This window comes from Bradyrhizobium cenepequi (assembly GCF_020329485.1).
Taxonomy (GTDB): Bacteria; Pseudomonadota; Alphaproteobacteria; order Rhizobiales; family Xanthobacteraceae; genus Bradyrhizobium; species Bradyrhizobium cenepequi.
The window spans coordinates 1-23,565 of record NZ_JAGKJI010000006.1; the positions used below are offsets into that span (position 1 = coordinate 1).

Annotated in this window: 22 protein-coding genes; 11 read left to right on the forward strand and 11 right to left on the reverse strand. The window is 62.6% G+C overall.

Annotation, left to right across the window (positions count from 1 at the left end; all coding sequences use genetic code 11):
• Nucleotides 1–583 precede the first annotated feature (583 nt).
• The 3 genes from leuS to holA are packed head-to-tail and all read left to right on the forward strand — an operon-like array spanning nt 584 to nt 4,784.
• Nucleotides 584–3,208: a leucine--tRNA ligase gene (gene leuS, locus J6497_RS09450; protein WP_225703992.1), complete on the forward strand. Its 2,625-nt coding sequence runs from the start codon at nt 584–586 to the stop codon at nt 3,206–3,208.
• The gene (gene lptE / locus J6497_RS09455; protein ID WP_225703993.1) at nt 3,195–3,749 is read left to right on the forward strand and encodes an LPS assembly lipoprotein LptE; all 555 of its coding nucleotides are present in this window, start codon (nt 3,195–3,197) and stop codon (nt 3,747–3,749) included. The genes leuS and lptE overlap by 14 nt, the downstream gene beginning before the upstream one ends.
• 6 nt (nt 3,750–3,755) lie before the next feature.
• On the forward strand, nt 3,756–4,784 hold the full coding sequence (holA, locus tag J6497_RS09460; RefSeq protein WP_225703994.1) for a DNA polymerase III subunit delta: 1,029 nt from the start codon (nt 3,756–3,758) through the stop codon (nt 4,782–4,784).
• A gap of 5 nt (nt 4,785–4,789) precedes the next feature.
• Here the strand turns inward: holA and J6497_RS09465 are convergent, their stop codons facing one another.
• The 7 genes from J6497_RS09465 to hemJ form a co-directional block, all read right to left on the reverse strand.
• Nucleotides 4,790–5,671: a ParB/RepB/Spo0J family partition protein gene (locus tag J6497_RS09465; RefSeq protein ID WP_225703995.1), complete on the reverse strand. Its 882-nt coding sequence runs from the start codon at nt 5,669–5,671 to the stop codon at nt 4,790–4,792.
• 156 nt (nt 5,672–5,827) lie between these two features.
• The gene (locus J6497_RS09470) at nt 5,828–6,679 is read right to left on the reverse strand and encodes a ParA family protein (protein WP_225703996.1); all 852 of its coding nucleotides are present in this window, start codon (nt 6,677–6,679) and stop codon (nt 5,828–5,830) included.
• Nucleotides 6,680–6,710: 31 nt separating this feature from the next.
• Nucleotides 6,711–7,373, reverse strand: coding sequence for a 16S rRNA (guanine(527)-N(7))-methyltransferase RsmG (gene rsmG / locus J6497_RS09475; RefSeq protein WP_225703997.1), 663 nt, complete (start codon nt 7,371–7,373; stop codon nt 6,711–6,713).
• A 169-nt stretch (nt 7,374–7,542) separates the two neighbouring features.
• A complete protein-coding gene (gene mnmG, locus J6497_RS09480; protein WP_225703998.1) occupies nt 7,543–9,426 on the reverse strand; it encodes a tRNA uridine-5-carboxymethylaminomethyl(34) synthesis enzyme MnmG in 1,884 nt (627 codons plus the stop codon).
• A 181-nt stretch (nt 9,427–9,607) separates the two neighbouring features.
• Nucleotides 9,608–10,942, reverse strand: coding sequence for a tRNA uridine-5-carboxymethylaminomethyl(34) synthesis GTPase MnmE (gene mnmE / locus J6497_RS09485; RefSeq protein ID WP_225703999.1), 1,335 nt, complete (start codon nt 10,940–10,942; stop codon nt 9,608–9,610).
• Between the two features lie 284 nt (nt 10,943–11,226).
• Complete coding sequence (gene rho / locus J6497_RS09490) at nt 11,227–12,492, reverse strand: transcription termination factor Rho (RefSeq protein ID WP_225704000.1); 1,266 nt, start codon at nt 12,490–12,492, stop codon at nt 11,227–11,229.
• 261 nt (nt 12,493–12,753) lie between these two features.
• Complete coding sequence (gene hemJ / locus J6497_RS09495; protein ID WP_225704001.1) at nt 12,754–13,176, reverse strand: protoporphyrinogen oxidase HemJ; 423 nt, start codon at nt 13,174–13,176, stop codon at nt 12,754–12,756.
• A 448-nt stretch (nt 13,177–13,624) separates the two neighbouring features.
• On the opposite strand from hemJ, the gene J6497_RS09500 reads away from it, so the two are divergent.
• The 4 genes from J6497_RS09500 to dnaQ are packed head-to-tail and all read left to right on the forward strand — an operon-like array spanning nt 13,625 to nt 16,449.
• On the forward strand, nt 13,625–14,464 hold the full coding sequence (locus J6497_RS09500) for a pyruvate, water dikinase regulatory protein (protein WP_225704002.1): 840 nt from the start codon (nt 13,625–13,627) through the stop codon (nt 14,462–14,464).
• Between the two features lie 10 nt (nt 14,465–14,474).
• Complete coding sequence (locus tag J6497_RS09505; RefSeq protein ID WP_225704186.1) at nt 14,475–15,083, forward strand: Maf family protein; 609 nt, start codon at nt 14,475–14,477, stop codon at nt 15,081–15,083.
• Between the two features lie 26 nt (nt 15,084–15,109).
• Complete coding sequence (gene coaE, locus J6497_RS09510) at nt 15,110–15,709, forward strand: dephospho-CoA kinase (RefSeq protein WP_225704003.1); 600 nt, start codon at nt 15,110–15,112, stop codon at nt 15,707–15,709.
• A gap of 29 nt (nt 15,710–15,738) precedes the next feature.
• On the forward strand, nt 15,739–16,449 hold the full coding sequence (gene dnaQ, locus J6497_RS09515) for a DNA polymerase III subunit epsilon (protein ID WP_225704004.1): 711 nt from the start codon (nt 15,739–15,741) through the stop codon (nt 16,447–16,449).
• A gap of 6 nt (nt 16,450–16,455) precedes the next feature.
• On the opposite strand, the gene secB is transcribed toward dnaQ, so the two are convergent.
• A complete protein-coding gene (gene secB / locus J6497_RS09520; protein WP_225704005.1) occupies nt 16,456–16,950 on the reverse strand; it encodes a protein-export chaperone SecB in 495 nt (164 codons plus the stop codon).
• A gap of 417 nt (nt 16,951–17,367) precedes the next feature.
• Between secB and J6497_RS09525 the strand changes: the two genes are divergently transcribed.
• From J6497_RS09525 to J6497_RS09535, 3 genes are read left to right on the forward strand one after another with little or no spacing between them, the layout of a single operon-like run.
• Nucleotides 17,368–18,069, forward strand: a complete 702-nt coding sequence (locus J6497_RS09525) for a Tim44/TimA family putative adaptor protein (RefSeq protein ID WP_225704006.1) — start codon at nt 17,368–17,370, stop codon at nt 18,067–18,069.
• Nucleotides 18,047–19,561 carry a murein transglycosylase A gene (gene mltA / locus J6497_RS09530; RefSeq protein WP_512699957.1) on the forward strand — a complete coding sequence of 505 codons (1,515 nt, stop codon included), beginning with the start codon at nt 18,047–18,049 and terminating at the stop codon, nt 19,559–19,561. The genes J6497_RS09525 and mltA overlap by 23 nt, the downstream gene beginning before the upstream one ends.
• Entirely contained in the window at nt 19,558–20,136 is a 579-nt protein-coding gene (locus J6497_RS09535) for a Smr/MutS family protein (protein WP_225704007.1), read from the forward strand. Before mltA ends, J6497_RS09535 begins: the two co-directional genes overlap by 4 nt.
• 111 nt (nt 20,137–20,247) lie before the next feature.
• On the opposite strand, the gene hslU is transcribed toward J6497_RS09535, so the two are convergent.
• The 3 genes from hslU to hslV all read right to left on the reverse strand — a co-directional run bounded on the left by hslU (nt 20,248) and on the right by hslV (nt 22,685).
• Nucleotides 20,248–21,549, reverse strand: a complete 1,302-nt coding sequence (gene hslU, locus J6497_RS09540; RefSeq protein WP_225704008.1) for an ATP-dependent protease ATPase subunit HslU — start codon at nt 21,547–21,549, stop codon at nt 20,248–20,250.
• 89 nt (nt 21,550–21,638) lie between these two features.
• Nucleotides 21,639–22,124, reverse strand: a complete 486-nt coding sequence (locus tag J6497_RS09545; RefSeq protein ID WP_225704009.1) for a GNAT family N-acetyltransferase — start codon at nt 22,122–22,124, stop codon at nt 21,639–21,641.
• A 3-nt stretch (nt 22,125–22,127) separates the two neighbouring features.
• Complete coding sequence (gene hslV, locus J6497_RS09550; protein WP_225704010.1) at nt 22,128–22,685, reverse strand: ATP-dependent protease subunit HslV; 558 nt, start codon at nt 22,683–22,685, stop codon at nt 22,128–22,130.
• Between the two features lie 184 nt (nt 22,686–22,869).
• On the opposite strand from hslV, the gene hisB reads away from it, so the two are divergent.
• The gene (hisB, locus tag J6497_RS09555; protein ID WP_225704011.1) at nt 22,870–23,463 is read left to right on the forward strand and encodes an imidazoleglycerol-phosphate dehydratase HisB; all 594 of its coding nucleotides are present in this window, start codon (nt 22,870–22,872) and stop codon (nt 23,461–23,463) included.
• Nucleotides 23,464–23,565 lie beyond the last annotated feature (102 nt).

Consider the following 23,565-nt stretch of genomic DNA (forward strand, 5'->3'; position numbering starts at 1 on the left):
CGAACGTGCGGTGAGATGCGGTGGACGCGGGTGTTGCGACTGACGAGCGTGACTATCCGTGGACGGCGAAGTCGTGTGGTTCTGGCGCCCCGACGCTGGCGCTAAGTTTTTTGCGCGAAGCAAGTTTGCGCGAGAGGCGACGGTGGCAAGAAAGCCCGGTCACCGGGAAGAGCACGAAGTAAGCCGTAAACCACTGCGCAGGGAAAGCCGGAGTTGCTTCGGTTGACCTGTGGTCCTACCCCCGAGCTTTTTGTTGCACGGGGCCCACGGGTGCAACCGGCACCCGGCTTTCCCTGCGTCCTCTGCTATCGAGGAGGGCGAAACGAGACGCAAAGCTCGGGCATCTCATGCCGCGAGAATGCGGACACGCATCTGCGATTTGAATCAAGACGTAGGATGGGTAGAGCGAAGCGAAACCCATCGTTGCGCGGCTTGCTCCGAAGCCGATGGGTTTCGCTTCGCTCTACCCATCCTACGTAACGGGGGAGGGACTAGGCACCCAACCCGTTGACCCCGCAGCCAATTCTATGGCCTAGTCCGCCGTCTTTCTAAACGGCCGAACGGCCCTCAAGAGCCCTGCTCCATGACCTCCGAACGCTACAACGCCCGTGAATCCGAGCCGCGCTGGCAACGCCAGTGGGACGAGAAGGCGATCTTTGCGTCGAAAAACGACGATCCGCGGCCGAAATACTACGTGCTCGAGATGTTCCCGTACCCGTCCGGGCGCATCCATATCGGCCATGTCCGGAACTACACGCTCGGCGACGTACTGGCCCGCTATATGCGCGCCAAGGGGTTCAATGTGCTGCACCCGATGGGCTGGGACGCATTTGGCCTGCCGGCGGAGAACGCCGCGATCGAGCGCAAGGTGGCGCCGAAGGCGTGGACCTATGACAACATCGCGGCAATGAAGAAGCAGCTCCGCTCGATCGGCCTGTCGCTCGACTGGAGCAGAGAATTCGCGACCTGCGACCCCAGCTACTACAAGCATCAGCAGAAGATGTTCCTGGACTTCCTGCGCGCCGGCCTCGTCGAGCGCGAGAAGCGCAAGGTCAATTGGGACCCGGTCGACATGACGGTGCTCGCGAACGAGCAGGTGATCGATGGCCGCGGCTGGCGCTCGGGCGCGGTCATCGAGCAGCGCGAGATGAACCAGTGGGTCTTCAAGATCACCAGATACGCGCAGGATCTCCTGGACGCGCTGGATCGGCTGGATCGCTGGCCCGACAAGGTGCGGCTGATGCAGCGCAACTGGATCGGCCGCTCCGAGGGCCTGTTGATCCGCTTCGCGCTGGATGGCGCGACCACGCCGGCGGGCGAGCGCGAATTGAAGATTTTCACGACGCGGCCGGACACGCTGTTCGGCGCCAAGTTCATGGCGATCTCGGCCGATCATCCGCTGGCGCAGGCGGCCGCTGCGAAGGATCCGAAGCTTGCCGAGTTCATCGCCGAGGTCAAACGGATCGGCACCGCGCAGGAAATCATCGACACCGCCGAGAAGCAGGGTTTTGACACCGGCATCAAGGCAATCCACCCGTTCGATCCGAACTGGAAATTGCCGGTCTATGTCGCGAACTTCGTGCTGATGGAATACGGCACCGGCGCCATCTTCGGCTGCCCGGCGCACGACCAGCGCGACCTCGACTTCGTCAACAAATACGGCCTCGGCAACACGCCCGTCGTGTGCCCCGAAGGTCAGGATCCAAAGACGTTTGTGATCACGGACACCGCCTATGACGGTGAGGGCCACATGATCAATTCGCGCTTCCTCGATGGCATGACCATCGAGCAGGCGAAGGAAGACGTCGCGAAACGCTTGGAGAATGAACTGCGTGGCAATGCGCCCGTCGGCGAGCGCCAGGTAAACTTCCGCCTGCGCGACTGGGGCATTTCGCGCCAGCGCTATTGGGGCTGCCCGATCCCGATCATCCACTGCCCGAAGTGCGACGTGGTGCTGGTGCCCGACAATGCGCTGCCGGTGACGCTGCCGGAGGATGCCACCTTCGACAAGCCCGGCAACGCGCTCGACCACCATCCGACCTGGAAGCACATCACCTGTCCGCAATGCGGCGGACCTGCTAACCGCGAAACCGACACCATGGACACCTTCGTCGACTCGTCCTGGTACTTCGTGCGTTTCACCGATCCCTGGAACGAGAAATCGCCGACCACGCCCGCCGTTGCCAACCGGATGATGCCGGTCGATCAATATATCGGCGGCGTCGAGCACGCGATCCTGCATCTGCTCTATAGCCGCTTCTTCACCCGCGCGATGAAGGCAACCGGCCACATCGCGATGGATGAGCCGTTCGCCGGCATGTTCACGCAGGGCATGGTCGTGCACGAGACCTACCAGAAGGCCGACGGCACCTATGTGACGCCTGCCGAAGTGAAGGTCGAGGTAATCGGCAACGAACGGCGCGCCATGATGATCTACGGTGACGAAGAGATCACGATCGGTCCGATCGAGAAGATGTCGAAGTCGAAGAAGAACACGGTCGATCCCGACGACATCATCGCAACCTATGGCGCCGACGTCGCGCGCTGGTTCATGCTGTCGGACTCCCCGCCCGACCGCGACGTGATCTGGAGCGACGAGCGCGTGCAGGGTGCGGCGCGCTTCGTGCAGCGGCTGTGGCGGCTGGTGAATGAATCCGCCGAGGTCGCAAAGGGTGCGTCGGCGGCCGGGCCGGCGTCATTCGGGGCCGAGGCGCTGGCCTTGCGCAAGGCGGCCCATGGCGCGCTGGACAAGGTGTCTTCCGGAATCGAGCGGCTGCATTTCAATGTCTGCCTCGCCCATATCCGGGAATTCGCCAACGCGGTCGCCGAGACCCTGGCCAAGGGCAATAAGCCCGCGCCCGACGTCGCCTGGGCGGTCCGCGAAGCCGCAGCTATCCTTGTTCAACTGTTCGCGCCCATGATGCCGCACCTGGCTGAGGAATGCTGGCAGGTTTTGGGTCAGGAGGGGCTGATTTCGGAGGCTTCCTGGCCGCAAATCGAACGCGATTTGCTGGTTGAAGACAGCGTGACCCTCGTGGTCCAGGTCAATGGCAAGAAACGGGGTGATGTTACCGTGCCACGGGCGGCCGAAAATCCTCAGATCGAGGCTGCCGTTCTGGCGCTCGATGCTGTAAAAGCCGCTTTGGGCGGCAAGCCCGTCCGCAAGGTGATCGTGGTACCCATGAGGATCGTGAATGTCGTCGGCTAGGATCCGGATCGCTCTCCGGCTCGTCGCGGTGGCCGCTTTGGCGGCGGTGACGGCGGGCTGTTTCCAGCCGATGTATGCCGAGCACACCGACGGCACACCGGCGTTGCGCGAGAAGCTGATGGGTGTCGAGCTGCCGCCGATCGCCGACAAGCCGAACGCATCCCGCGAGGCCCGCATCGGCGTGGAGGTCCGCAATGCGCTGGCGTTCAAGCTCTATGGCAACGCCACCGGCATGCCGCCGACTCATCGACTGGTGATCCGCTTCACGACCAGCCGCTCCTCGCTGATGCTCGATCCGAACACGGCGCTGCCGACCGGCGAAAATTTCGGCATCGACGCGCAGTACAACCTGGTCGAGGTCGCCTCGAACAAGTCGGTGATGACAGGCTCCACCTTCTCGCGCGTGTCCTACGACATGCCGGGCTCCTACCAGCGCTTCACGCGCACGCGCGCCTTGCGCGACGCCGAAGACCGCGCCGCGCAGGAGATCGCGGAGAACATCAATACCCGGCTGGCGTCCTTCTTCACCGCCGGAACCTGATCGCCATTGGTCGCGCTTCGCGGAAAAGAGATCGACGCCTTCCTCGCTCGGCCCGATCCCGGCCGTCCGATCATCCTGCTCTACGGCCCCGATGCCGGTCTGGTGCGCGAGCGCGCCGATGCGCTGATGGCATCCGCGGTCGATGATCCCAACGATCCATTTTCGCTGGTCCGTCTTGACGGCGACGAACTCGCCGCCGAGCCCTCGCGACTGGTTGATGAAGCGATGACGGTGCCGCTGTTCGGCGGACGGCGCGCGATCCGCGTCCGCGCCGGCTCGCGCAATTTTGCCAGCGGCGTCGAGACGCTGACGGATTCCCCGCTGAAGGATTGCCGCATCGTGATCGAGGCCGGCGATATCAGGCCGGACTCGCCGCTGCGCAAGGCCTGCGAGCGCGCCAAGAATGCGGTGGCGATCGGCTGCTACCCGGACACCGAGCGCGATCTCGCCAAGCTGATCGACGACGAGCTGCGGGCCTCCGGCCTGCGCATCGCGCAAGATGCCCGCGCCGTGCTGATGTCACTGCTCGGCGGCGACCGTCAGGCCTCGCGCAACGAGTTGCGCAAGCTCACACTCTACGCCCACGGCCGAGGCGAGGTGACGCTCGAGGATGTGATGACGGTGGTCTCCGACGCATCCGAGCTGAAGCTCGATCCGATCGTGGACAGCGCCTTTGCCGGCAACGCCGCGGCGGTGGAGACCGAATTTGCGAAAGCGATGGTCGCAGGCACCTATCCCGGCGTCATCATCGCGGCCGCGCAGCGGCAGGCGGCCTGGCTGCACAAATCGGCGCTGGCAGTCGCCGATGGCACGCCGACCTCCGCCGTGCTCGAGGGCGGATTTCCGCGGCTGCATTTCTCGCGCAAAGGCGCGGTCGAAATGGCGCTCCGCAATTTCAGCCCGCAGCGGCTGGTCGGCATCATCGACCAGCTCGGCACCGCGGCGCTCGACATGCGCAAGCAGAATTCGCTGGCCGCCGTGATCGCACAACGCGCCCTCCTCTCGATCGCCGCGAATGCACGAAGGAGAGGATGAGCTTGCTAACCGCCTTCGAGCCGCCGCATCACTTCGTCGAGCTGCTCGAGGCTGCGGTAGCTGATCTGCACGGTGCCGCCGGGGTCACGGTGGTTGACGCTGACGGTGAGCCCCAGCGCATCGGAGACGCGCTTCTCCAGCGCAAGCGTGTCGGGGTCCTTCTCCTTGCCACCGCCGCCGCGCGCCTTCTGCGGCTTCCGCACCGGTACGCCCTCGTCATGCGCGAGCGCTTCAGCCTGGCGCACGTTGAGGCCTTCGGCGACGATGCGCTTGGCAGCGCCGAGCGGGTCAGGCACGCCGATCAAAGCGCGCGCGTGGCCGGCGGACAATCCGCCGCTTGCGATGAAGGCCTGCACCTCGGCCGGGAGCTTCGTCAGCCGCATCATGTTGGCGACGTGGCTGCGACTCTTGCCGACGATCTTCGCGATATCTTCCTGGCTGCGTTTGAACTCATCGGCGAGCGCGTGATAGCCTTGCGCCTCTTCCATCGGGTTGAGGTCTTCGCGCTGCACGTTCTCGATGATCGTGATCTCGAGCGCGTCGCTATCGTTGACCTCGACCGGGACAATCGGCACCTCGTGCAGGCCGGCGAGCTGGGACGCGCGCCAGCGCCGCTCGCCGGCGATGATCTCGTAGCGATCCTGCGCGCCCTTGACCAGCCGCACCACGATCGGCTGGATCACGCCACGCTGCTTGATCGAATCGGCGAGCTCACGAAGCTCGGCATCGGCGAAGCTGCGGCGCGGATTGCGCGGGTTGGCTTTGAGGAATTCGATCGGCACCTTGCGGTGCGTGCGCGGCCGGTCGACATGCGCGGCCTCGCCGCCGACATCTCCAATCAGACTTGCAAGCCCGCGGCCCAGTCGCGAACGCGCTTCGTCGGCCATTGTCGCCAGCTCCCTTGGATTCACGTAGCAAACTCCGGAATTCGAATTTCAGGTCGGTCAGATCGTAGGATGGGTAGAGCGCAGCGAAACCCATCACGCTCATCGCGTGCGAAGATGATGGGTTTCGCTGCGCTCTACCCATCCTACGGATCGTTCTCAATGCTCACGCAACTCGCGTTCGCGCTGGATCACTTCAGTGGCGAGCTTCAGGTAAGCCTCGCTGCCGACGCATTTGAGATCGTAGACCAGCACCGGCTTGCCGTAGGACGGCGCTTCGGAGATCCGCACGTTGCGCGGGATCATGGTGTTGTAGACCTTAGCTCCCATGAACTGCCGGACATCGGCGACGACCTGGTTCGACAGGTTGTTGCGGGAATCGAACATCGTCAGCACGATGCCATGGATCGACAGGTTCGGATTGAGCGTCGAGCGCACCTGCTCGACCGTCTGCAACAGCTGCGACAGACCTTCGAGCGCGAAGAACTCGCACTGCAGCGGCACCAGGATCGCGTCCGACGCGGCCATCGCATTCACGGTGAGCAGGTTGAGCGACGGCGGGCAATCGATCAGCACATAGGTGTAGTCGGCATCCGGCGACGTGTTGTTGTTGAGCGCAGCGATCGCATCGCGCAGGCGGAACGCGCGACCCGGCGTGGTGCCAAGTTCAAGTTCGAGGCCGGAGAGATCCATGGTGGAGGGCGCGATGTGAAGCCGCGGCACCGCCGTCGCGACGACAGCCTCGCGCAACGGCGCCTCGCCGACCAGGACGTCATAGGTCGAGCAGTTCCGGTTCCGCCGGTCGATGCCGAGCCCGGTCGATGCGTTGCCCTGCGGGTCGAGATCGACGACCAGGACCCGCTCGCCGATGGCCGCGAGCGCCGTCCCGAGATTGATCGCTGTGGTTGTCTTGCCGACGCCCCCTTTTTGGTTGGCGAGCGACAGAATGCGCGGATGGCCAGCCGGTTGTGGCGCCCTATCCTCTTGATAAACCTCATCAATTACGGTCATAGCGTTGCCCTGCTGATCCCCTGCGGAAAGCTCAACGCCGCCCGACGGAGTTAAGCTCGACAATCCAGCCGAGTCCGCCGGTTCGGCTGGAATGAAGTTTCGGCTCAATTGTCCAATATTTAGTGGCTTCGGTCAATTCGGCCTCTACATCTTGGCCCTTGAGAAACAGCGCTTTTGCACCCTTTCGCACCAGCGGTTCCGCGAAGCCGATGAGTTCATGTAGCGGAGCCAGCGCCCGCGCGGTCACGCAATCGATGGGGCCGCTGATTCTATCCACAATATCCCCGATGTCGGTCAGATGCACCGTCCCCGGCGCGCCGGTCACTCGGAGCGCTTCGCGAAGAAAGGCCGCCTTCTTGGCGTTCCTCTCCACCAGGTGGACGACACCCGGCGTTTCCGCGAGCGCACAGGCGAGCACGCCGCCGGGAAAGCCGCCGCCGCTGCCGAGATCGACCCAGACCGTGGCAGTCGGGGCAAGGTCCAGCAGCTGCAGGGAATCGGCGATGTGGCGGGTCCAGAGCTCGGGCAGCGTCGATGGCGCCACGAGATTGGTCTTGGCCTGCCATTCCAGGAGAAGCGCAACGTAGCGGTCGAGCCGGGCTTCCGTTTCACGTGAAACGGGGGTGAGGGCGAGGGCCGCCGCCTTATCGGTGGCGGTGGCTGCTAGCGCTGTGGTCAGTGATGCCTTGGCCATGATCCGGAATGTCAGTCGGAAACCAAATTGTCATTGCGAGCGCAGCGAAGCAATCCAATAGACGCCCCACGTTGAGGAGAGATGGATTGCTTCGCTGCGCTCCCAATCACGATGGCGGAAGTTGTCCCTGTGACGTTGGGAGCGACTTCACCCGTTTCACGTGAAACGCTTACGCGGTCGCCCTCGCCGTCTTGCGCCGCGCCTCTCGGCGCAGATAAGCGGCCAGGATGCCGAGCGCCGCCGGAGTTATCCCGTCGATCCGCCCTGCTTGGCCGACGGTCCGCGGTAGCGCAACCTTCAGCTTGGCGCGCGCCTCGTTGGAGAGGCCGGGCACGTCGTCATAGTCGACAGCGGTCAGGACAAGTCCTTCGTCGCGGCGGAATGCATCGACGTCAGCAATCTGGCGCTTGAGATAGACGTCGTATTTCGCGTCGATCTCCACGTGAACGGCAATCGGTGGGTCGATGCCCGACAGCTCCGGCCAGATGCCGCGGAGTGTCGACCAGTCCACTTCGGGATACGACAGCAGTTCAAAGGCCGAGCGCCGGACGCCATCACGGTTCAGCGCGAGTCCGTATCGTGTGGCCTCGTTGGGCGTGATGGACAGCGACTTGGCCAGCGCCTTCGCGTCATTCAGCGCCGCCATCTTCGCGGCGTGGCGCTTGACGCGAGCTTCGCCGACGCACCCCAACGCAATTCCCTTATCGGTAAGCCGCTGATCGGCATTGTCGGCCCGCAACGTGAGCCGGTATTCGGCCCGCGAGGTGAACATCCGATAGGGCTCGGTGATCCCTCGCGTAACGAGGTCATCGATCATCACGCCTAGATAGCCGTCCGCGCGATCGAAAACGATCGGATCGGCGCCACCGGCAGAGAGTGCGGCGTTCAGGCCCGCGACAATCCCCTGCCCCGCAGCTTCCTCATATCCAGTTGTGCCGTTGATCTGGCCGGCAAGGAACAGTCCCGGCAATCGCTTGGTCTCGAGCGTCGGCTCAAGCTCGCGCGGGTCAACATGATCGTACTCGATCGCATAACCCGGACGGATCATCTTGACCCGCTCAAGACCGGGAATCGATGCAAGGATCGCCAGTTGGACCTCTTCCGGGAGCGAGGTCGAGATGCCGTTGGGATAGACCGTGTCGTCGTCGAGGCCTTCGGGCTCCAGAAAGATTTGGTGGCCGTCGCGATCCCCGAAGCGGACGATCTTGTCCTCGATCGAGGGGCAATAGCGCGGGCCGGTACTCTTGATCTGACCAGAATACATCGGTGACCGATGCACGTTGGCCCGGATCACCTCATGAGTGGCGGCCGTGGTGCGGGTGATCCCGCACTGGATCTGTGGCGTCGTGATCCGGTCGGTCATAGTCGAGAACGGCTCGGGCGGGTCATCACCGGGCTGCATTTCGACTGCCGACCAGTCGATCGTGGTGCCATCCAGGCGCGGCGGCGTCCCAGTCTTCAATCGGCCCAACGTAAAACCAAGGCGCTCGAATGAGGTTGAAAGTCCCGTGGCCGGCGCCTCACCGACCCGGCCGGCCGGCCAATTCCTCTCGCCAAGATGAATCAAGCCACGCAGGAAGGTGCCCGTCGTGATCACGACGGCGCCGACAGACAGGATCCGTCCATCCCCCAGACGGATGCCGCTGACACGCCCATGGGAGCTCAGGAGGTCATCCGCTTCGCCTTCGATCACGCTCAAATTGGCTGTCTCGAGGATCGCGGCCTGCATGGCAGCGGCATAAAGCTTGCGGTCGGCCTGGGCGCGCGGCCCACGGACAGCAGGACCCTTGCGGCGGTTCAGCATCCGGAACTGAATGCCGCCGGCGTCGGCAACCCGACCCATCAGACCGTCCAATGCATCGACCTCGCGGACCAAGTGACCCTTGCCGAGGCCTCCGATGGCCGGATTGCAGGACATGGCGCCGACGGTCGAAAAACGATGCGTCACCAGCGCCGTCTTCGCGCCCATCCGGGCAGCTGCGCTGGCGGCCTCGCAGCCGGCATGGCCGCCACCGATAACGATGACGTCGAATGAAAGCGGTTGGTTAGACATGCACGACTTCTAGCGCGGAGCGGTAAAAGTCGAAAGACAAGTTTCGACCATCCGACCCCGCGGATGTTTCACGTGAAACGATGGGCGGGTTGTTCCAGGTTTCACATAGAGTGCCGGCCGGATGTTTCACGTGAAACGGCGGCGGCGTTTCGATGACTCAGTGACCTACTGACCCAGCGGCCTACTTCCCGACGCAGAATTCCCGAAAGATGACATCAAGGATGTCCTCAACATCCACGCGGCCAAGAAGCCGGCCAAGGCTATAGGCGGCTGCCCGCAGCTCCTCCGCAGCAAGCTCTTCGCCTGCCCCGATCACGTCGATCGCACGGCGCAACGAGTCGGCTGTCTCCTGTAGCAACTTGCGCTGACGTGTCCGGGTGATCAGACCGCCCTCACTCGACCCAAAATAATCATGGGCAAAGCCGACCAGGGCAGAGATCAGTTCCGAGATCCCGTCCCCGCTCCGAGCCGAGATCCTGAACGTCGCGGACGCAGGTCCCGATTCAGATAACTCGGAGATTGAGGCATCGAGATCGATCTTGTTGCGCACCAGCCAGATCGGCGCCGACCCCTCGTGTGAAACAGCCGCGCTCATCTGGTCCGTGAGCCACAATACCAAATCGGCTTCCTCGGCGCGGGCGCGGGCGCGGCGCACCCCCTCCTGCTCGATGGGATCATCGGTCTCGCGGATGCCGGCGGTGTCAATCACCGTCACCGGATAGCCGTCGAGATCGAGCTGCACTTCAATGATATCGCGTGTAGTGCCGGCATGCGGCGAGACGATCGCGACATCACGCCGCGCAAGCTGGTTGATCAGGGTCGACTTGCCAACGTTCGGGGGGCCTGCGATCGTGACCACCAGGCCGTCGCGGAGCCGTTCGCTCTGCGCCTGGGCGGCCAGCACCCGCTGAATTTCGGTCAGCAGCGCTTTGATTTTCTTGAGAGCCGGCGCGATCAATTCGGCCGGCACATCGCCCTCGTCGGAGAAATCGATACCAGCCTCGATCAGCGCCGACGCTTCGACAATCTGTCCGCGCCAGTCGCGTGCGCGATCGCCGAGCAGGCCCTTCAACTGACGCAGCGCTTGGCGGCGCTGCCGGTCGGTATCGGCATGAATGAGGTCGTCGAGGCCCTCGGCCTCGGTCAGATCAAGCTTGCCGTTCTCGAAAGCGCGGCGGGTGAATTCACCGGCCTCCGCGGGCCGAAGGTCATCAATCGTTGCGAGCGCACTGAGCACCGCACTGAGCACCGCTCGTCCGCCATGGACATGAAATTCAGCAACGTCTTCACCCGTGGCGCTCGCGGGCGAGGGAAACCAGAGGACGATGGCGTCGTCGATCGGCTGGCCGCCGGCATCTTGCAGCAATGCTCTCGTCGCCATCCGCGCCGCCGGGATCTTGCCGGCCAACTTCATCAATGTCGGACCAGCCTGTGGCCCCGATACCCTGACGATGGCGATCGCACTTGGCGGTCGCCCCGAGGACAGCGCAAAGATGGTCTGATCGCGCGGATGCATCGGTTATTTGTTAGCGAACTGGCCGGAAGGCAACGCAGAATTAACGCGCGGGATCGTCCGTACCTATATTAGCGCAATATCGGTACTTTTGCTGCAACAACGGTGCAGCATTTTGCTGCAGTATCCAAGCCGCAGATCCAACAGCAGCCCGCGCATCGATAAAACATTTCAGAAATCAGGTACTTAGACGAATTGCATCAGCACAAGCAACAACCCGTTTATGCTGCAACAGCATAAACGGCGTGTACTGCGCCGCAGCATAAACCGGATCGCGCCGATCGCGCTCACGTGTTCATTGAATCGAAGAATTCCGAGTTGTTCTTCGTGTTGCGGAGCTTGTCGAGCAGGAAGTCGATCGCGTCCATGGTGCCCATCGGATTGAGGATCCGGCGCAGCACGTACATCTTCTTCAGCACCTGCGGATCGGTGATCAGCTCTTCCTTGCGCGTGCCGGAGCGGGAAATGTCGATCGCCGGGAAGGTCCGCTTGTCCGAGACCTTGCGGTCGAGGATCAGTTCGGAGTTACCGGTACCCTTGAACTCTTCGAAGATCACTTCGTCCATGCGGCTGCCGGTATCGACCAGCGCGGTGGCGATGATGGTGAGCGAGCCGCCCTCCTCGATATTGCGGGCGGCACCGAAGAAGCGCTTCGGCCGCTGCAAGGCGTTGGCGTCGACACCACCAGTCAGCACCTTGCCGGATGACGGCACCACCGTGTTGTAGGCACGGCCCAGGCGCGTGATCGAGTCGAGCAGGATCACCACGTCGCGGCCATGCTCCACCAGGCGCTTGGCCTTCTCGATCACCATCTCGGCCACCTGGACGTGACGCACAGCCGGCTCGTCGAAGGTCGAGGACACCACCTCACCTTTCACCGAGCGCTGCATATCGGTGACTTCTTCCGGACGCTCGTCGATCAGAAGCACGATCAGATAGCATTCGGGATGATTGTGCGTGATCGAATGCGCGATGTTCTGCATCAGCACGGTCTTGCCGGTGCGCGGCGGCGCCACGATCAGGGCACGCTGGCCCTTGCCGATCGGTGCCACGATATCGATCACCCTTGCAGAAAGGTCCTTTCGCGTCGGGTCATCGATTTCCATTCGAAAGCGCTGATTGGGAAACAGCGGCGTCAGGTTGTCGAAATTGACCTTGTGCCTGGACTTCTCAGGGTCCTCGAAATTCAGCGAATTGACCTTCAGCAACGCAAAATAGCGCTCGCCCTCTTTCGGGCTGCGGATGTGGCCTTCGATCGTATCGCCGGTCCGCAGGCCGAAGCGGCGGATCTGCGAAGGCGAGACGTAGATGTCGTCAGGGCCCGGCAAATAATTGGCATCGGGCGAACGGAGAAAGCCGAAACCATCGGACAACACCTCGACAACGCCCTCACCGATAATGTCGGTTTCCTGGATCGCGAGCTGTTTGAGGATGGCGAACATCAGCTCCTGCTTGCGCATGGTGCTGGCGTTTTCGACCCCATTTTCCTCGGCAAACGAGACAAGCTCGGCCGGCGTCTTGGACTTGAGGTCTTGAAGTTTGATTTCCCGCATGGGGGTGGTCCTGTGGAGCATTTTTTAGAGAAGAGTCTTGCGAGGTGGCTTTGAGAAAAAGCGGACGCAAAAATGAAGGTCCGCAGGTCTAAGCAAGGAAAGCGCCGGTGGGGCTTCAAACCTGATGTGGCAGCCGGCACCGTTGGTGGAACCGGAACGCGATCACATCCGCCTGCGTGGGGTGGGATTGATCCAAATATAGAAAATCGGTTTGAACTCCGCAAGAAGCACTGAAGCCTGATTCCTGGGCAAACGGCCCGCCTAGAACGGCTTGACCACCACCAGGATCACGATCCCGATCATCAGGACGGCAGGTACCTCATTGATAATTCGATAGAATTTCTGGCTCCGGGTATTCCGGTCGGCGGCAAAGTCCTTCATCCAGCGGGCAAAAAAACCGTGGACGCCGGAGAGCACGAGCACCAGCAGAAGCTTGCCGTGCAGCCAGCCGGAGCTGAACCAGTGGCCAGCCCAGGCGAGATAAAGGCCAGCGGCCCAGGTAATGATCATCGCGGGATTGATGATCGCCCTCAGAAGGCGCCGTTCCATCACCTTGAAGGTCTCAGACTGCTTCGAGCCTTTCTCAGCCTCGCAATGATAGACGAACAGCCGAGGCAGATAGAGCATGCCGGCCATCCATGAGATGACCGCAATGATGTGCAGCGCCTTGATCCACTCGTACATCGTGATCGCTGAGCTCCTGGAACATCTCGGGCAGCCTCACCGTTTCTCAAGGAAGGCCTGCTAGCGAGGTTACGGATACATATCCGCAAGCACTGCTCTCTTAAAACTAATAAATTTTAGAATCTTAGGTTTGAGTCTAAGTGGCCGTGGATTTGACTCACGCAATGCGATCCTGCCGTTTTCGAGCGCTTGTTCACACCGCTCAACAATTCCGCCCCTACAGTCGTGCAGCGAAATATCGTCCAACGTCTCAAGCGCTTGCGGCGTTCTTTGGCCAGCTTATCAAGAGACAAATTCACATATTCTCACTATCATGCCGGCGGCACGGCGGACTTGTCCTCGCAAGGGGCGCTGTGAAGAAAAGGTTTAGATATCCCTAAGGCGGCGACCTCACCCCGATATTTGTAGGCAACCTCCACAGGGATTCACAGGATAGGCAGAGGTTCTTGTGCCCACATCAGGCAATTACTTTCACCTGCATCTGGTGTCGGACTCAACCGGCGAGACGCTGATTACGGTGGCGCGCGCGGTGGCCGCGCAATACGCCAATGTCTCGCCGGTCGAACACGTCTACCCGCTGGTGCGTAGCCAGAAACAGCTCGATCGCGTGCTCGATGAAATCGAGGAGTCGCCCGGGATCGTGCTGTTCACGCTGCTCGAGAAAGATCTCGTCAGCCGGCTGGAAGCCAAATGCAGGGAGATCAATGTTCCGAGTCTCTCGATCATTGGCCCGGTAATGCAGTTGTTCGAGGCGTATCTGGGTGCGGCCACCTCGGGCCGGGTCGGCGCGCAGCACGTGCTGAACGCGGAGTATTTCAAGCGCATCGATGCGCTGAACTACACCATGATGCATGACGACGGTCAGCACGTCGAAGGCCTGGAGGAGGCCGATGTCGTTCTGGTCGGGGTATCCCGCACCTCGAAAACGCCGACGTCGATCTATCTCGCCAACCGTGGCATCCGCACCGCGAATGTCCCGCTTGTGCCAGGCATTCCGCTGCCGCATCAACTCGAGCACCTGAAGAAGCCGCTGGTGGTGAGCCTTCATGCGACACCGGAACGCCTGATCCAGGTCAGGCAGAACCGGCTCTTGAGCATGGGCGCTGCTTCCGGCAATGACGACTATATCGACAAGCAGGCGGTCGCCGATGAAGTGGCGTTCGCGCGCCGCTTGAGTGCAAGATTCAACTGGGCGCTGCTGGATGTCACGCGACGCTCGATCGAGGAGACCGCTGCAGCGGTGATGAAGCTCTATAATGACCGCCAGCGGCAGCGGCCGGTGGAATGATTCGGTGACGATGACGATCTGGCGCGCAAAAGATCCGCTGATTCTCGCTTCCCAAAGTCGCGCGCGAAAAATGCTGCTGGCCAATGCCGGGATCGAATTCGAGGCTTTGCCGGCGGATATCGACGAACGGGCGATCCAGGAAAATTCAGGCCTTTCAGCGCCGGCCGATATCGCCTCGCTCTTGGCGCGAGAAAAGGCTTTGTTTGTTTCTAGGCAACACGAGGGCCGATTCGTCGTCGGCGCCGACCAGACGCTGGCGCTTGGCGATCGCCTGTTCAGCAAGCCCACCGGTCGCGACCATGCGGCCGAACAATTGCGTGCTCTCGCGGGTCGCGTTCACGAATTGCATTCCGCCGTTGCCGTCGCTCATGACGGCAAAATGCTGTTTGCCGACACCAATGTGGCGCGCATGTCCATGCGTCCGCTCCGTGAAGGCAATATCAACGCCTATCTCGACCAGGCTGGAGAGGCTGTGACTAGCAGCGTTGGCGCCTATCAGCTCGAGGGCCTCGGGGTACATCTATTCGAGCGCATCGACGGCGACCATTTCACCATTCTCGGCCTGCCGCTATTTTCGTTGCTCGCCTTCTTGCGTGGCGAGAATCTGCTGGCAATCTGACACCGTTTCCGAGTGGTGACTGAAAAATGCTGATCCTGGGACTGACCGGCTCGATCGGGATGGGGAAATCCACCACGGCGAATCTGTTCGCGGAAGCCGGCGTCCCCGTCTATGACGCTGACGCGGCCGTGCACCAGCTCTACGAAGGCGAAGCGGTGCCGGCGATCGAAGCTGCCTTCCCCGGCACCACGGCGGGCGGCAAGGTGGACCGCGCCAAACTTTCCGCGCGCGTGGTCCACGATCCGGCGGCCATGAAGCAGTTGGAGCAGATCGTTCACCCAATGCTCGGCGCGTCCCGGCGGAAGTTCTTCGAGGACGCGGAAGCCTCCGGCGCACCCGTCGTGGTGGTCGACGTGCCGCTCTTGTTCGAGACCGGCGGTGAGAAGCGCGTCGATGCGGTGGCCGTCGTGACCACCTCGCCGGAAATACAGCGCGAACGCGTGCTGGCACGTGGGACGATGGACGACGAAAAACTCGATGCCATCCTGGCGCGACAATTGCCCGATGCCGAGAAGCGCAGGCGGGCCGATTTCGTGGTGGATACCTCACACGGCCTTGATCCCGTGCGCGCGCAAATCAAGGACATCCTGGCTGAGGTGGTTAAGATGCCGAAGCGGCGAACCTGATTCGCCCATGTTCTCGGTCCTGGAAGTCCATGCGCGAAATCGTTCTCGATACCGAAACCACCGGCCTTGATCCCCTGCGCGGCGATCGGCTGGTCGAGATCGGCTGCATCGAAATCTTCAACCGCATGCCGACCGGCCAAACCTATCACGTGTACATCAATCCCGAGCGGGACATGCCGGCGGAGGCCTTTGCCGTTCACGGTCTCTCGACTGAATTCTTGGCTGGCAAGCCGCTGTTCACCGAAGTGGTCGACGAATTCCTGGCATTCATTGCCGATGCGCCGCTGGTGATCCACAACGCCTCGTTCGACATCAGCTTCATCAATTCCGAACTCGAGCGGATCAAGCGGCCGGTGATCGTCAAGGACCGGCTGGTCGACACCCTGCTCCTGGCACGCCGGAAGCATCCGGGCGTGTCGAACCGGCTCGACGATCTCTGCTCGCGCTACTCGATCGATAATTCCCGCCGCACCAAGCACGGCGCGCTGCTCGACGCCGAACTCCTGGCGGAGGTCTATATCGACCTGATCGGGGCGCGGCAGTCGCAGCTCATCCTGGCCTCGGAAGTCGCGGTCACCCAGGTTGGCCATGGCGATATGCCGCGGCGGCAGCGCGAGATTCCGCTGGTGCCGCGGGTGACAGATGCGGAGCGCGAGGCACACCGGGCTTTCATCGCGACCCTCGGCGACAAGCCGATCTGGAACGATTACCTGCTGCCGCCTGCCGAAGCCGCCGCCTAGATTTCCTTAGCTTGGTTTCGCGCCGGAGGTTTGGGCCGCCTGCGCTGCGGCCTGCCGTTCCATGTTCTGACGGTACAGGCCGACGAAATCGACGGGATCCAGCATCAGGGGCGGGAAGCCGCCATCGCGCACTGCGGTGGCGATGATCTCGCGTGCGAACGGGAACAACAGCCGCGGGCATTCGATCATCACCAGCGGATGCAGGTTCTCCTGCGGCACGTTCAGGATCCGGAACACACCGGCATATTGCAGGTCGAAGCTGAACATCACCTTGCCGGAACTCTCAGCCTTGCCGTCGACCGAAAGCGTCACCTCATATTCGCTCTCGGAGAGGTTCTTGGCCGAAACGTTGATCTGAATGTTGATCGCTGGTTGCTGCTGCTGCGGCCCGAGCGAGGCCGGCGCATTCGGATTCTCGAACGACAGGTCCTTGGTATATTGCGCCAGCACGTTGAGCTGGGGCGGAGCCTGCTCGGGGGGGGCGCCGTTGCCGTTGGTCATGGGAAGCTCTCCTGAGCACTGGCGATCGGAGGCGATCTGACGTCCGAAGCCGCAGTTAAAGTTTTGGAAATGCTGGTGCCGGGCGAGTGGCTATCATAGCCTCACACGGGTCCACAAGGCGACAGTCCTTGATTGGCCAAACCTTCGCCGATTTGCTGCCGAGATCGTCGATCGCAGCCGAAAGGTCGCACCGCTTGCCATCTAAATGTTTGAAGATGCGTGATTTCCAGGCATCATCGGATTTCCCCTTGCCGCCAAAACGCGCTAGAATGGCCGCGCCAAAACGCGCCATTGGCCGCGCGGAGTTTCGTGCCTACATCGTGCGTACTCAATTGGCGAGGTAATCTCCGCCGTTCCCTGAGCGGAACGCCCGCTGGGGCGGACCGTTGCCGGTGCAGATCAGAAAGCGAACACGACGTGGATATCTACACCATCATTTTCCTGGCGCTGGCCGTCTTCATTTTCCTGCGCCTGCGTAGTGTCCTCGGACAGCGCACCGGCAGCGAGCGGCCACCCTATGACCGTGCGGCCCCGAATGTGCTGCAGCGGGACAATAATAATGTCGTCCCGATGCCGGGCTCGGTGATCGATCAGCCGCCGCCGCTGCCGAGCAAGGACGTGACGCCACCCTCCGACCGCTGGAAGGAAATTGCCGAACCCGGCACGGCGCTGGCGCAAGGGCTGGACGCCATTGTTGCCCAGGACTCCTCTTTCGACCCGCGCCATTTCATCTCGGGTGCGCGGAGCGCTTACGAGATGATCGTGCTGGCCTTTGCCAATGGCGACCGCCGTGCGCTGCGCGACCTGTTGTCGAGCGAGGTCTATGAGAGCTTCGATGCCGCGATCAAGGATCGCGAGAAGCACGAGCAGAAGACCGAGACCCGCTTCGTCTCGATCGATAAGGCCGAGATCGTCAGCGCGGAAGCCCGCGATCGTTCGGCGCAGGTCACGGTCAGGTTCGTGTCGCAAATGATTTCTGTCACCCGCGACAAGGCCGGCACCATCGTCGATGGCAACCCGGACAAGGTCGCCGACATCACCGATATTTGGACATTCGCCCGCGATACGGCGTCGCGCGATCCGAACTGGAAACTGGTTGGCACTGGAAGCGCCCACTGATCGGCTTCGCCTCACGCAGCTCACGGCCGCGTGCTGCGTAATCGCTTTTCTTTGCTCGACGGCCGGGCTAGAGGCGCGCCCTCGATCGGCCGCGAAGGCGGCCAGGCACTCGGCCGTCCAGCACACCCGACACCTTCCCTATCCCCGCCTTGAGTTGCCGCTGCAGATCAGCGGTAGCCAGTACGAGCCGCTGGCCTGGACCGAGATGCCGGGCTGGAGCGATGACGATCACGTTGCCGCCTACAAAGCATTTCGCGCCAGCTGCCGGCCGATCGCCGCGCAGCGCGGGCTGCCTTCGGACTCGAAGGCACTCGGCACCTCTCTGCGCGATCCCTGCCGCATCGCCAAGGGGTTGGAACTTACCGACGAGGCCAAGGCGAAAGCATTCTTCGAGGAGCATTTCCTCCCCTTGCGGATTTCGCGACTCGGTGAGGGAGACGGCTTTGTTACCGGTTACTACGAGCCCGTGCTGGATGGGTCGCGGACGCAGACCGACGTCTACAACGTGCCGATTTACCGCCGGCCGTCAAACCTCTTCGTCCGGGGTGTCACGCAGAGCTCGAACGGCCTGCCGAACAAGGGCCAAGTGTTCCGCAAGATCGGCCGCCGCAAGCTCGTGCCGTACTATGATCGTGCAGAGATCGAGGACGGTGCGATTGCCGGGCGGGGCCTCGAGATCTGCTGGCTCAAGGATCAGACCGATCTGTTGTTCGCCCAGATCCAGGGCTCGGCGCGGGTGCGCCTCGAGGATGGCTCGAGCTTGCGCATCAACTATGATGCCCACAACGGCTATCCCTACACGCCGGTCGGCCGCATCCTGATCGACCGCGGCATCATTCCGAAAGAGCAGATGTCGATGCAGAAGATCAGGGAATGGATGGCGCAGAACCCCGATGGCGCCAAGGAATTGCGGCGGCAGAACCGCTCCTATGTGTTCTTCCGCGAAGTGCAGCTTTCCGACAAGGACGAGGCGGTCGGCGCGCAGGGCGTGCCGCTGACGCCGGGCCGCTCGATCGCGGTCGACAAGGCATTGCATGTCTATGGCACGCCGTTCTTCATCGAGGGCGTATTGCCGATCGAATCCGAACAGTCGAAGACGCCGTTCCGCCGCCTGATGATCGCGCAGGATACCGGCTCGGCCATCGTCGGCCCTGCGCGTGCGGACCTCTATTTCGGCGCCGGGGCCGATGCCGGAAGAGTTTCAGGCCGGCTGCGGCACAATGCGCGCTTCGTGATGCTGGTACCGCGAAGCCTCGATCCCATCGCGCGCGGGCGCAGGATGCCGGTGCCGGACGAGCGGCCGTCGGAAAAGATCGCAAAGCTGTTTCCGCAAGTCGATCCGCAAAAGGACAAGAGCGCCGCAAAGCCCATGGATGCTTCCGCTGCGTCGGCCGCAAAGCCGGTGCCGCTGCCGGAGCCGCGGCCCGGCATCAAGGCGGAGAACGAGCCGCGGCGTCATCGGCATTTCCGCCATCACCGCCACTACCGATGAAGCGTCCCGTTCCGATTGCAGATCCGGCGCCGCCGCGGCGGAGGCGTGGGCTCAGCGAAGAGGAACGCGCGCTGTGGGAGAGCGTCGCGAGACAGGTCAAGCCGCTGCGCAAACGCCATTCCGTTGCGAAAGCGCATGCTGCGCCTGAAGCGGAGACCAAGACTACCGCGAAGCCGGTTGTGGCTGCGAAACCAATTCCGGCCAAATCCGCGCCTGCGCCGCCGCCGCCACCGCTCGCGCCGCTCGGCCGCCGCGAGCGCGCGCAACTCTCGCGCGGCAAAAAGGAGATCGATGCCCGGCTGGATCTGCATGGCATGACGCAGACGCGCGCGCATCGCGTGTTGCTTGCGTTCCTCCAGCGCGCGCATAATAGCGGGCTGACTTTTGTGCTCGTCATCACCGGTAAAGGCAAAGCCGGCGGCGCGGATTCTGAGCGCGGCGTGCTGCGCCGCCAGGTGCCGCAATGGCTCAGTCTGCCCGAATTCCGCGCGCTCGTCGTCGGTTTCGAGGAGGCTCATATCGGCCATGGCGGCGAGGGCGCGCTTTATGTGCGGGTACGGCGTGCGAGGATTTAGCTAGTCACTGCAATCCGTAGCCCGGGTGAGGCGAAGCACAACCCGGGACAGTTTCCACCGCGGATCGACCTGCCCTGGATTACGCTTCGCTCCATCCGGGCTACAATTGGCTTACAGAATGAACCGACTCAGGTCGGCGTTCTTGGCGAGGTCGCCGACATGCTTGCGCACATAGTCGGCATCGACTGTGATGGTCTCGCCGTGGCGGTCGGGCGCGGTGAAGGAAATCTCGTCCAGCACCCGCTCCATCACCGTCTGCAGCCGCCGCGCGCCGATATTCTCGACGGTGGAATTGACGGCAACCGCGACGTCGGCGAGTTCGTCGATGGCGTCGTCGCTGATGTCCAACTTCACGCCTTCGGTCTGCATCAGCGCGACATATTGCTTGATCAGGGATGCCTCGGGTTCGGTCAGGATCCGGCGCATGTCGTCTCGCGACAGCGCCTGCAGCTCGACGCGAATCGGCAGGCGGCCCTGCAACTCCGGCAGCAGGTCGGAAGGCTTTGCGATATGGAATGCGCCGGAGGCGATGAAAAGGATGTGATCGGTCTTCACCGGGCCGTGCTTGGTTGTAACAGTGGTGCCCTCGATCAGCGGCAACAGGTCGCGCTGCACGCCTTCGCGCGAGACGTCGCCACCGGCGCGATTCTCGCGCACGCAGATCTTGTCGATCTCGTCGAGGAACACGATGCCGTTGTTCTCGACCGCGTTGATTGCTTCCTGCACCAACTGGTCGGTATCGAGCAGCTTGTCGGATTCCTCGTTGACGAGGATTTCGTGCGAGCCCGCCACCGTCAGACGTCGGGTCTTGGTGCGGCCACCCATCTTGCCGAAGATGTCGCCGATTGAAATGGCGCCCATCTGTGCGCCGGGCATGCCCGGGATCTCGAACATCGGGAAGCCGCCGGAGGACTGCGTCTCGATCTCGATCTCCTTGTCGTTCAATTCGCCGGCGCGCAATTTCTTGCGGAAGGATTCGCGCGTCGCCGGGCTCGAGGCTGGCCCGACCAGGGCATCGAGCACGCGTTCCTCGGCGGCAAGCTGCGCACGCGCCTGCACATCCTTGCGCTTGCGCTCGCGGATCAGCGCGATCGCGACCTCGACGAGATCGCGCACGATCTGCTCGACGTCGCGGCCGACATAGCCGACTTCGGTGAATTTTGTGGCCTCGACCTTGAGGAACGGCGCGCCGGCAAGCTTTGCCAATCGTCGTGCGATTTCCGTCTTGCCGACGCCGGTTGGCCCGATCATCAGGATATTCTTCGGCAGCACTTCCTCGCGCAGGGAACCGGAGAGCTGCAGCCGCCGCCAGCGGTTGCGCAAGGCGATGGAGACTGCGCGCTTGGCGTCGGCCTGTCCGACGATGAAACGGTCGAGTTCGGAAACGATTTCGCGGGGGGAGAAGTCGGTCATGTCATCTAGCTAGGGGTTGAGGGCTGCGAGAGCAAGCTGAGGTTAGATCGCCGGCGGGCCGGAAATCATGTCGAGTTCGTAACCTGCGGTCATGCGTCACAGACCATCAACAGAGCTGGACCGTCAGGCGTGTCGATCATGCGGACTTTCTCAAATCCTGCCTTCTCATAGGCGCGCACGGCGCGGGCGTTGTCAGGATCGGGATCGGTGACGATGCGCGGCGCGCCCTGCCCTAACCGGTCGCTGACGAAGCGGCGGATCAACGCCGAGCCGTGTCCGCGCCCGATCATGTCGGGCTCGCCGATGAAGAGATCGATGCCGCGCGTGCCTTCCGGGTGTGCTCCGAAGCCTTCGTTCCAGGCGGTCAGGTCGTAGCACTGGATGTAGCCGAAATCGCTGCCATCGGCTGACACGATGAACTGGTCCATCGCCGGCTCATCGAGATCACCACTCACCAGCGCATATTGCTCGGATGGATCGCCCCACCATTCCCGGACATGCGGCAGCGCCAGCCAGCGCCCGATCAGCGCAAGGTCGGCCGTCGTCATCTCCCGGAAGGCATAGGCGGGTGTCACGGTTCAGCCGCCCAGCGTCTCGATTGTCACATTCCTGTTGGTGTAGACGCAGATATCGGCGGCGATATCGAGCGCGCGGCGCACGATCGCCTCGGCGTCCTTGTCGCTGTCGATCAGGGCGCGCGCCGCGGCCAGCGCGTAATTGCCGCCGGAGCCGATCGCCATGACGCCGGCCTCCGGCTCCAGCACGTCACCGGTTCCCGTGAGGACGAGGGAGACGTCCCTGTCGGCGACAATCATCATCGCCTCCAGCCGCCGCAGATAGCGGTCGGTCCGCCAGTCCTTGGCCAGCTCCACGGCCGCTCGGGTCAATTGCCCCGGATATTGCTCCAGCTTGCTTTCCAGTCGCTCGAACAGCGTGAAGGCGTCGGCGGTGGCGCCGGCAAAGCCGCCGATCACGTCGCCCTTGCCGATTCTGCGCACTTTCTTCGCATTGGCCTTGATCACGGTCTGGCCGATCGAGACCTGGCCGTCGCCGCCGATCACCACCTTGCCGCCCTTGCGGACGGTTACGATCGTGGTGCCGTGCCAGACGGTCGGCTCGTTTGGGGATGCTTGCATTGGGGATACCTCTTCGTCCGAGCAGATTTAGGCGGTCGGCCAGTGGCTTACAATCGGGCCATTCCAAGCGTTTTTTGGTCACCATGGCCGCAACTTGGCCGTTTTTGGCGTCATCCCGCAGTAGCGAAGGGGTCACCGGCCTGTTAAAAGACGCCCGTTTTCGGCACGGGAAAGCTCAATTTTCATGCGCACGGCGACGATCAAGCGCAAGACCAAGGAGACCGACATCGAGGTGGCGGTAAACCTCGACGGGTCGGGTGTGTCCCAGGTTTCGACCGGGATCGGCTTCTTTGACCATATGCTCGATCTCCTGGCGCGACATTCGCGCATCGACATCACGGTCAACGCCGAGGGTGATCTCCATGTCGACCACCACCACACCACCGAGGATGTCGGGATTGCGCTCGGACAGGCCGTGAAACAGGCACTCGGCAACATGGCCGGGATCACCCGCTATGCCTCGATCCACATGCCAATGGACGAAACACTGTCGCGTGTGGTGATCGACATTTCCGGCCGTCCGGTGCTGGTGTTCAAGGTCGCCTTCTCCCGCGACAAGATCGGCGAGTTCGACACCGAGCTGGTGCGCGAATGGTTCAATGCCTTCGCGATGAACGCCGGCGTGACTTTGCACGTCGAGACCCTATATGGCGAGAACAGCCATCATATCGCCGAATCCTGTTTCAAGGGTCTTGCGAGAGCGCTTCGCGCGGCTGTCGCGATCGATCCGCAGGCCGCGGGCCAAGTGCCCTCCACCAAGGGCCAGCTCGGCGGCTGATCTCCCGAGCATGGTCCGGAAAGCTCAGTCCCGGCTTTCCCTCGCGACAAACGCGAAGCGTTTGCGCGGGGATCATGTCCAAACAAGAAGTTCGCGGCGGAG

Excerpts from the sequence above, each read along its gene's own strand:
- J6497_RS09535 (WP_225704007.1), top strand. The coding sequence starts at position 19,558 with ATGAAGCGTCCCGTTCCGATTGCAGATCCGGCGCCGCCGCGGCGGAGG.
- dnaQ (WP_225704004.1), top strand. The coding sequence starts at position 15,739 with ATGCGCGAAATCGTTCTCGATACCGAAACCACCGGCCTTGATCCCCTG.
- mnmE (WP_225703999.1), bottom strand. The coding sequence starts at position 10,942 with ATGCATCCGCGCGATCAGACCATCTTTGCGCTGTCCTCGGGGCGACCG.
- coaE (WP_225704003.1), top strand. The coding sequence starts at position 15,110 with ATGCTGATCCTGGGACTGACCGGCTCGATCGGGATGGGGAAATCCACC.
- hslV (WP_225704010.1), bottom strand. The coding sequence starts at position 22,685 with ATGCAAGCATCCCCAAACGAGCCGACCGTCTGGCACGGCACCACGATC.
- leuS (WP_225703992.1), top strand. The coding sequence starts at position 584 with ATGACCTCCGAACGCTACAACGCCCGTGAATCCGAGCCGCGCTGGCAA.
- J6497_RS09465 (WP_225703995.1), bottom strand. The coding sequence starts at position 5,671 with ATGGCCGACGAAGCGCGTTCGCGACTGGGCCGCGGGCTTGCAAGTCTG.
- hemJ (WP_225704001.1), bottom strand. The coding sequence starts at position 13,176 with ATGTACGAGTGGATCAAGGCGCTGCACATCATTGCGGTCATCTCATGG.
- J6497_RS09470 (WP_225703996.1), bottom strand. The coding sequence starts at position 6,679 with ATGACCGTAATTGATGAGGTTTATCAAGAGGATAGGGCGCCACAACCG.
- J6497_RS09505 (WP_225704186.1), top strand. The coding sequence starts at position 14,475 with ATGACGATCTGGCGCGCAAAAGATCCGCTGATTCTCGCTTCCCAAAGT.
- secB (WP_225704005.1), bottom strand. The coding sequence starts at position 16,950 with ATGACCAACGGCAACGGCGCCCCCCCCGAGCAGGCTCCGCCCCAGCTC.
- lptE (WP_225703993.1), top strand. The coding sequence starts at position 3,195 with ATGTCGTCGGCTAGGATCCGGATCGCTCTCCGGCTCGTCGCGGTGGCC.
- rsmG (WP_225703997.1), bottom strand. The coding sequence starts at position 7,373 with ATGGCCAAGGCATCACTGACCACAGCGCTAGCAGCCACCGCCACCGAT.
- hslU (WP_225704008.1), bottom strand. The coding sequence starts at position 21,549 with ATGACCGACTTCTCCCCCCGCGAAATCGTTTCCGAACTCGACCGTTTC.
- hisB (WP_225704011.1), top strand. The coding sequence starts at position 22,870 with ATGCGCACGGCGACGATCAAGCGCAAGACCAAGGAGACCGACATCGAG.
- mnmG (WP_225703998.1), bottom strand. The coding sequence starts at position 9,426 with ATGTCTAACCAACCGCTTTCATTCGACGTCATCGTTATCGGTGGCGGC.
- rho (WP_225704000.1), bottom strand. The coding sequence starts at position 12,492 with ATGCGGGAAATCAAACTTCAAGACCTCAAGTCCAAGACGCCGGCCGAG.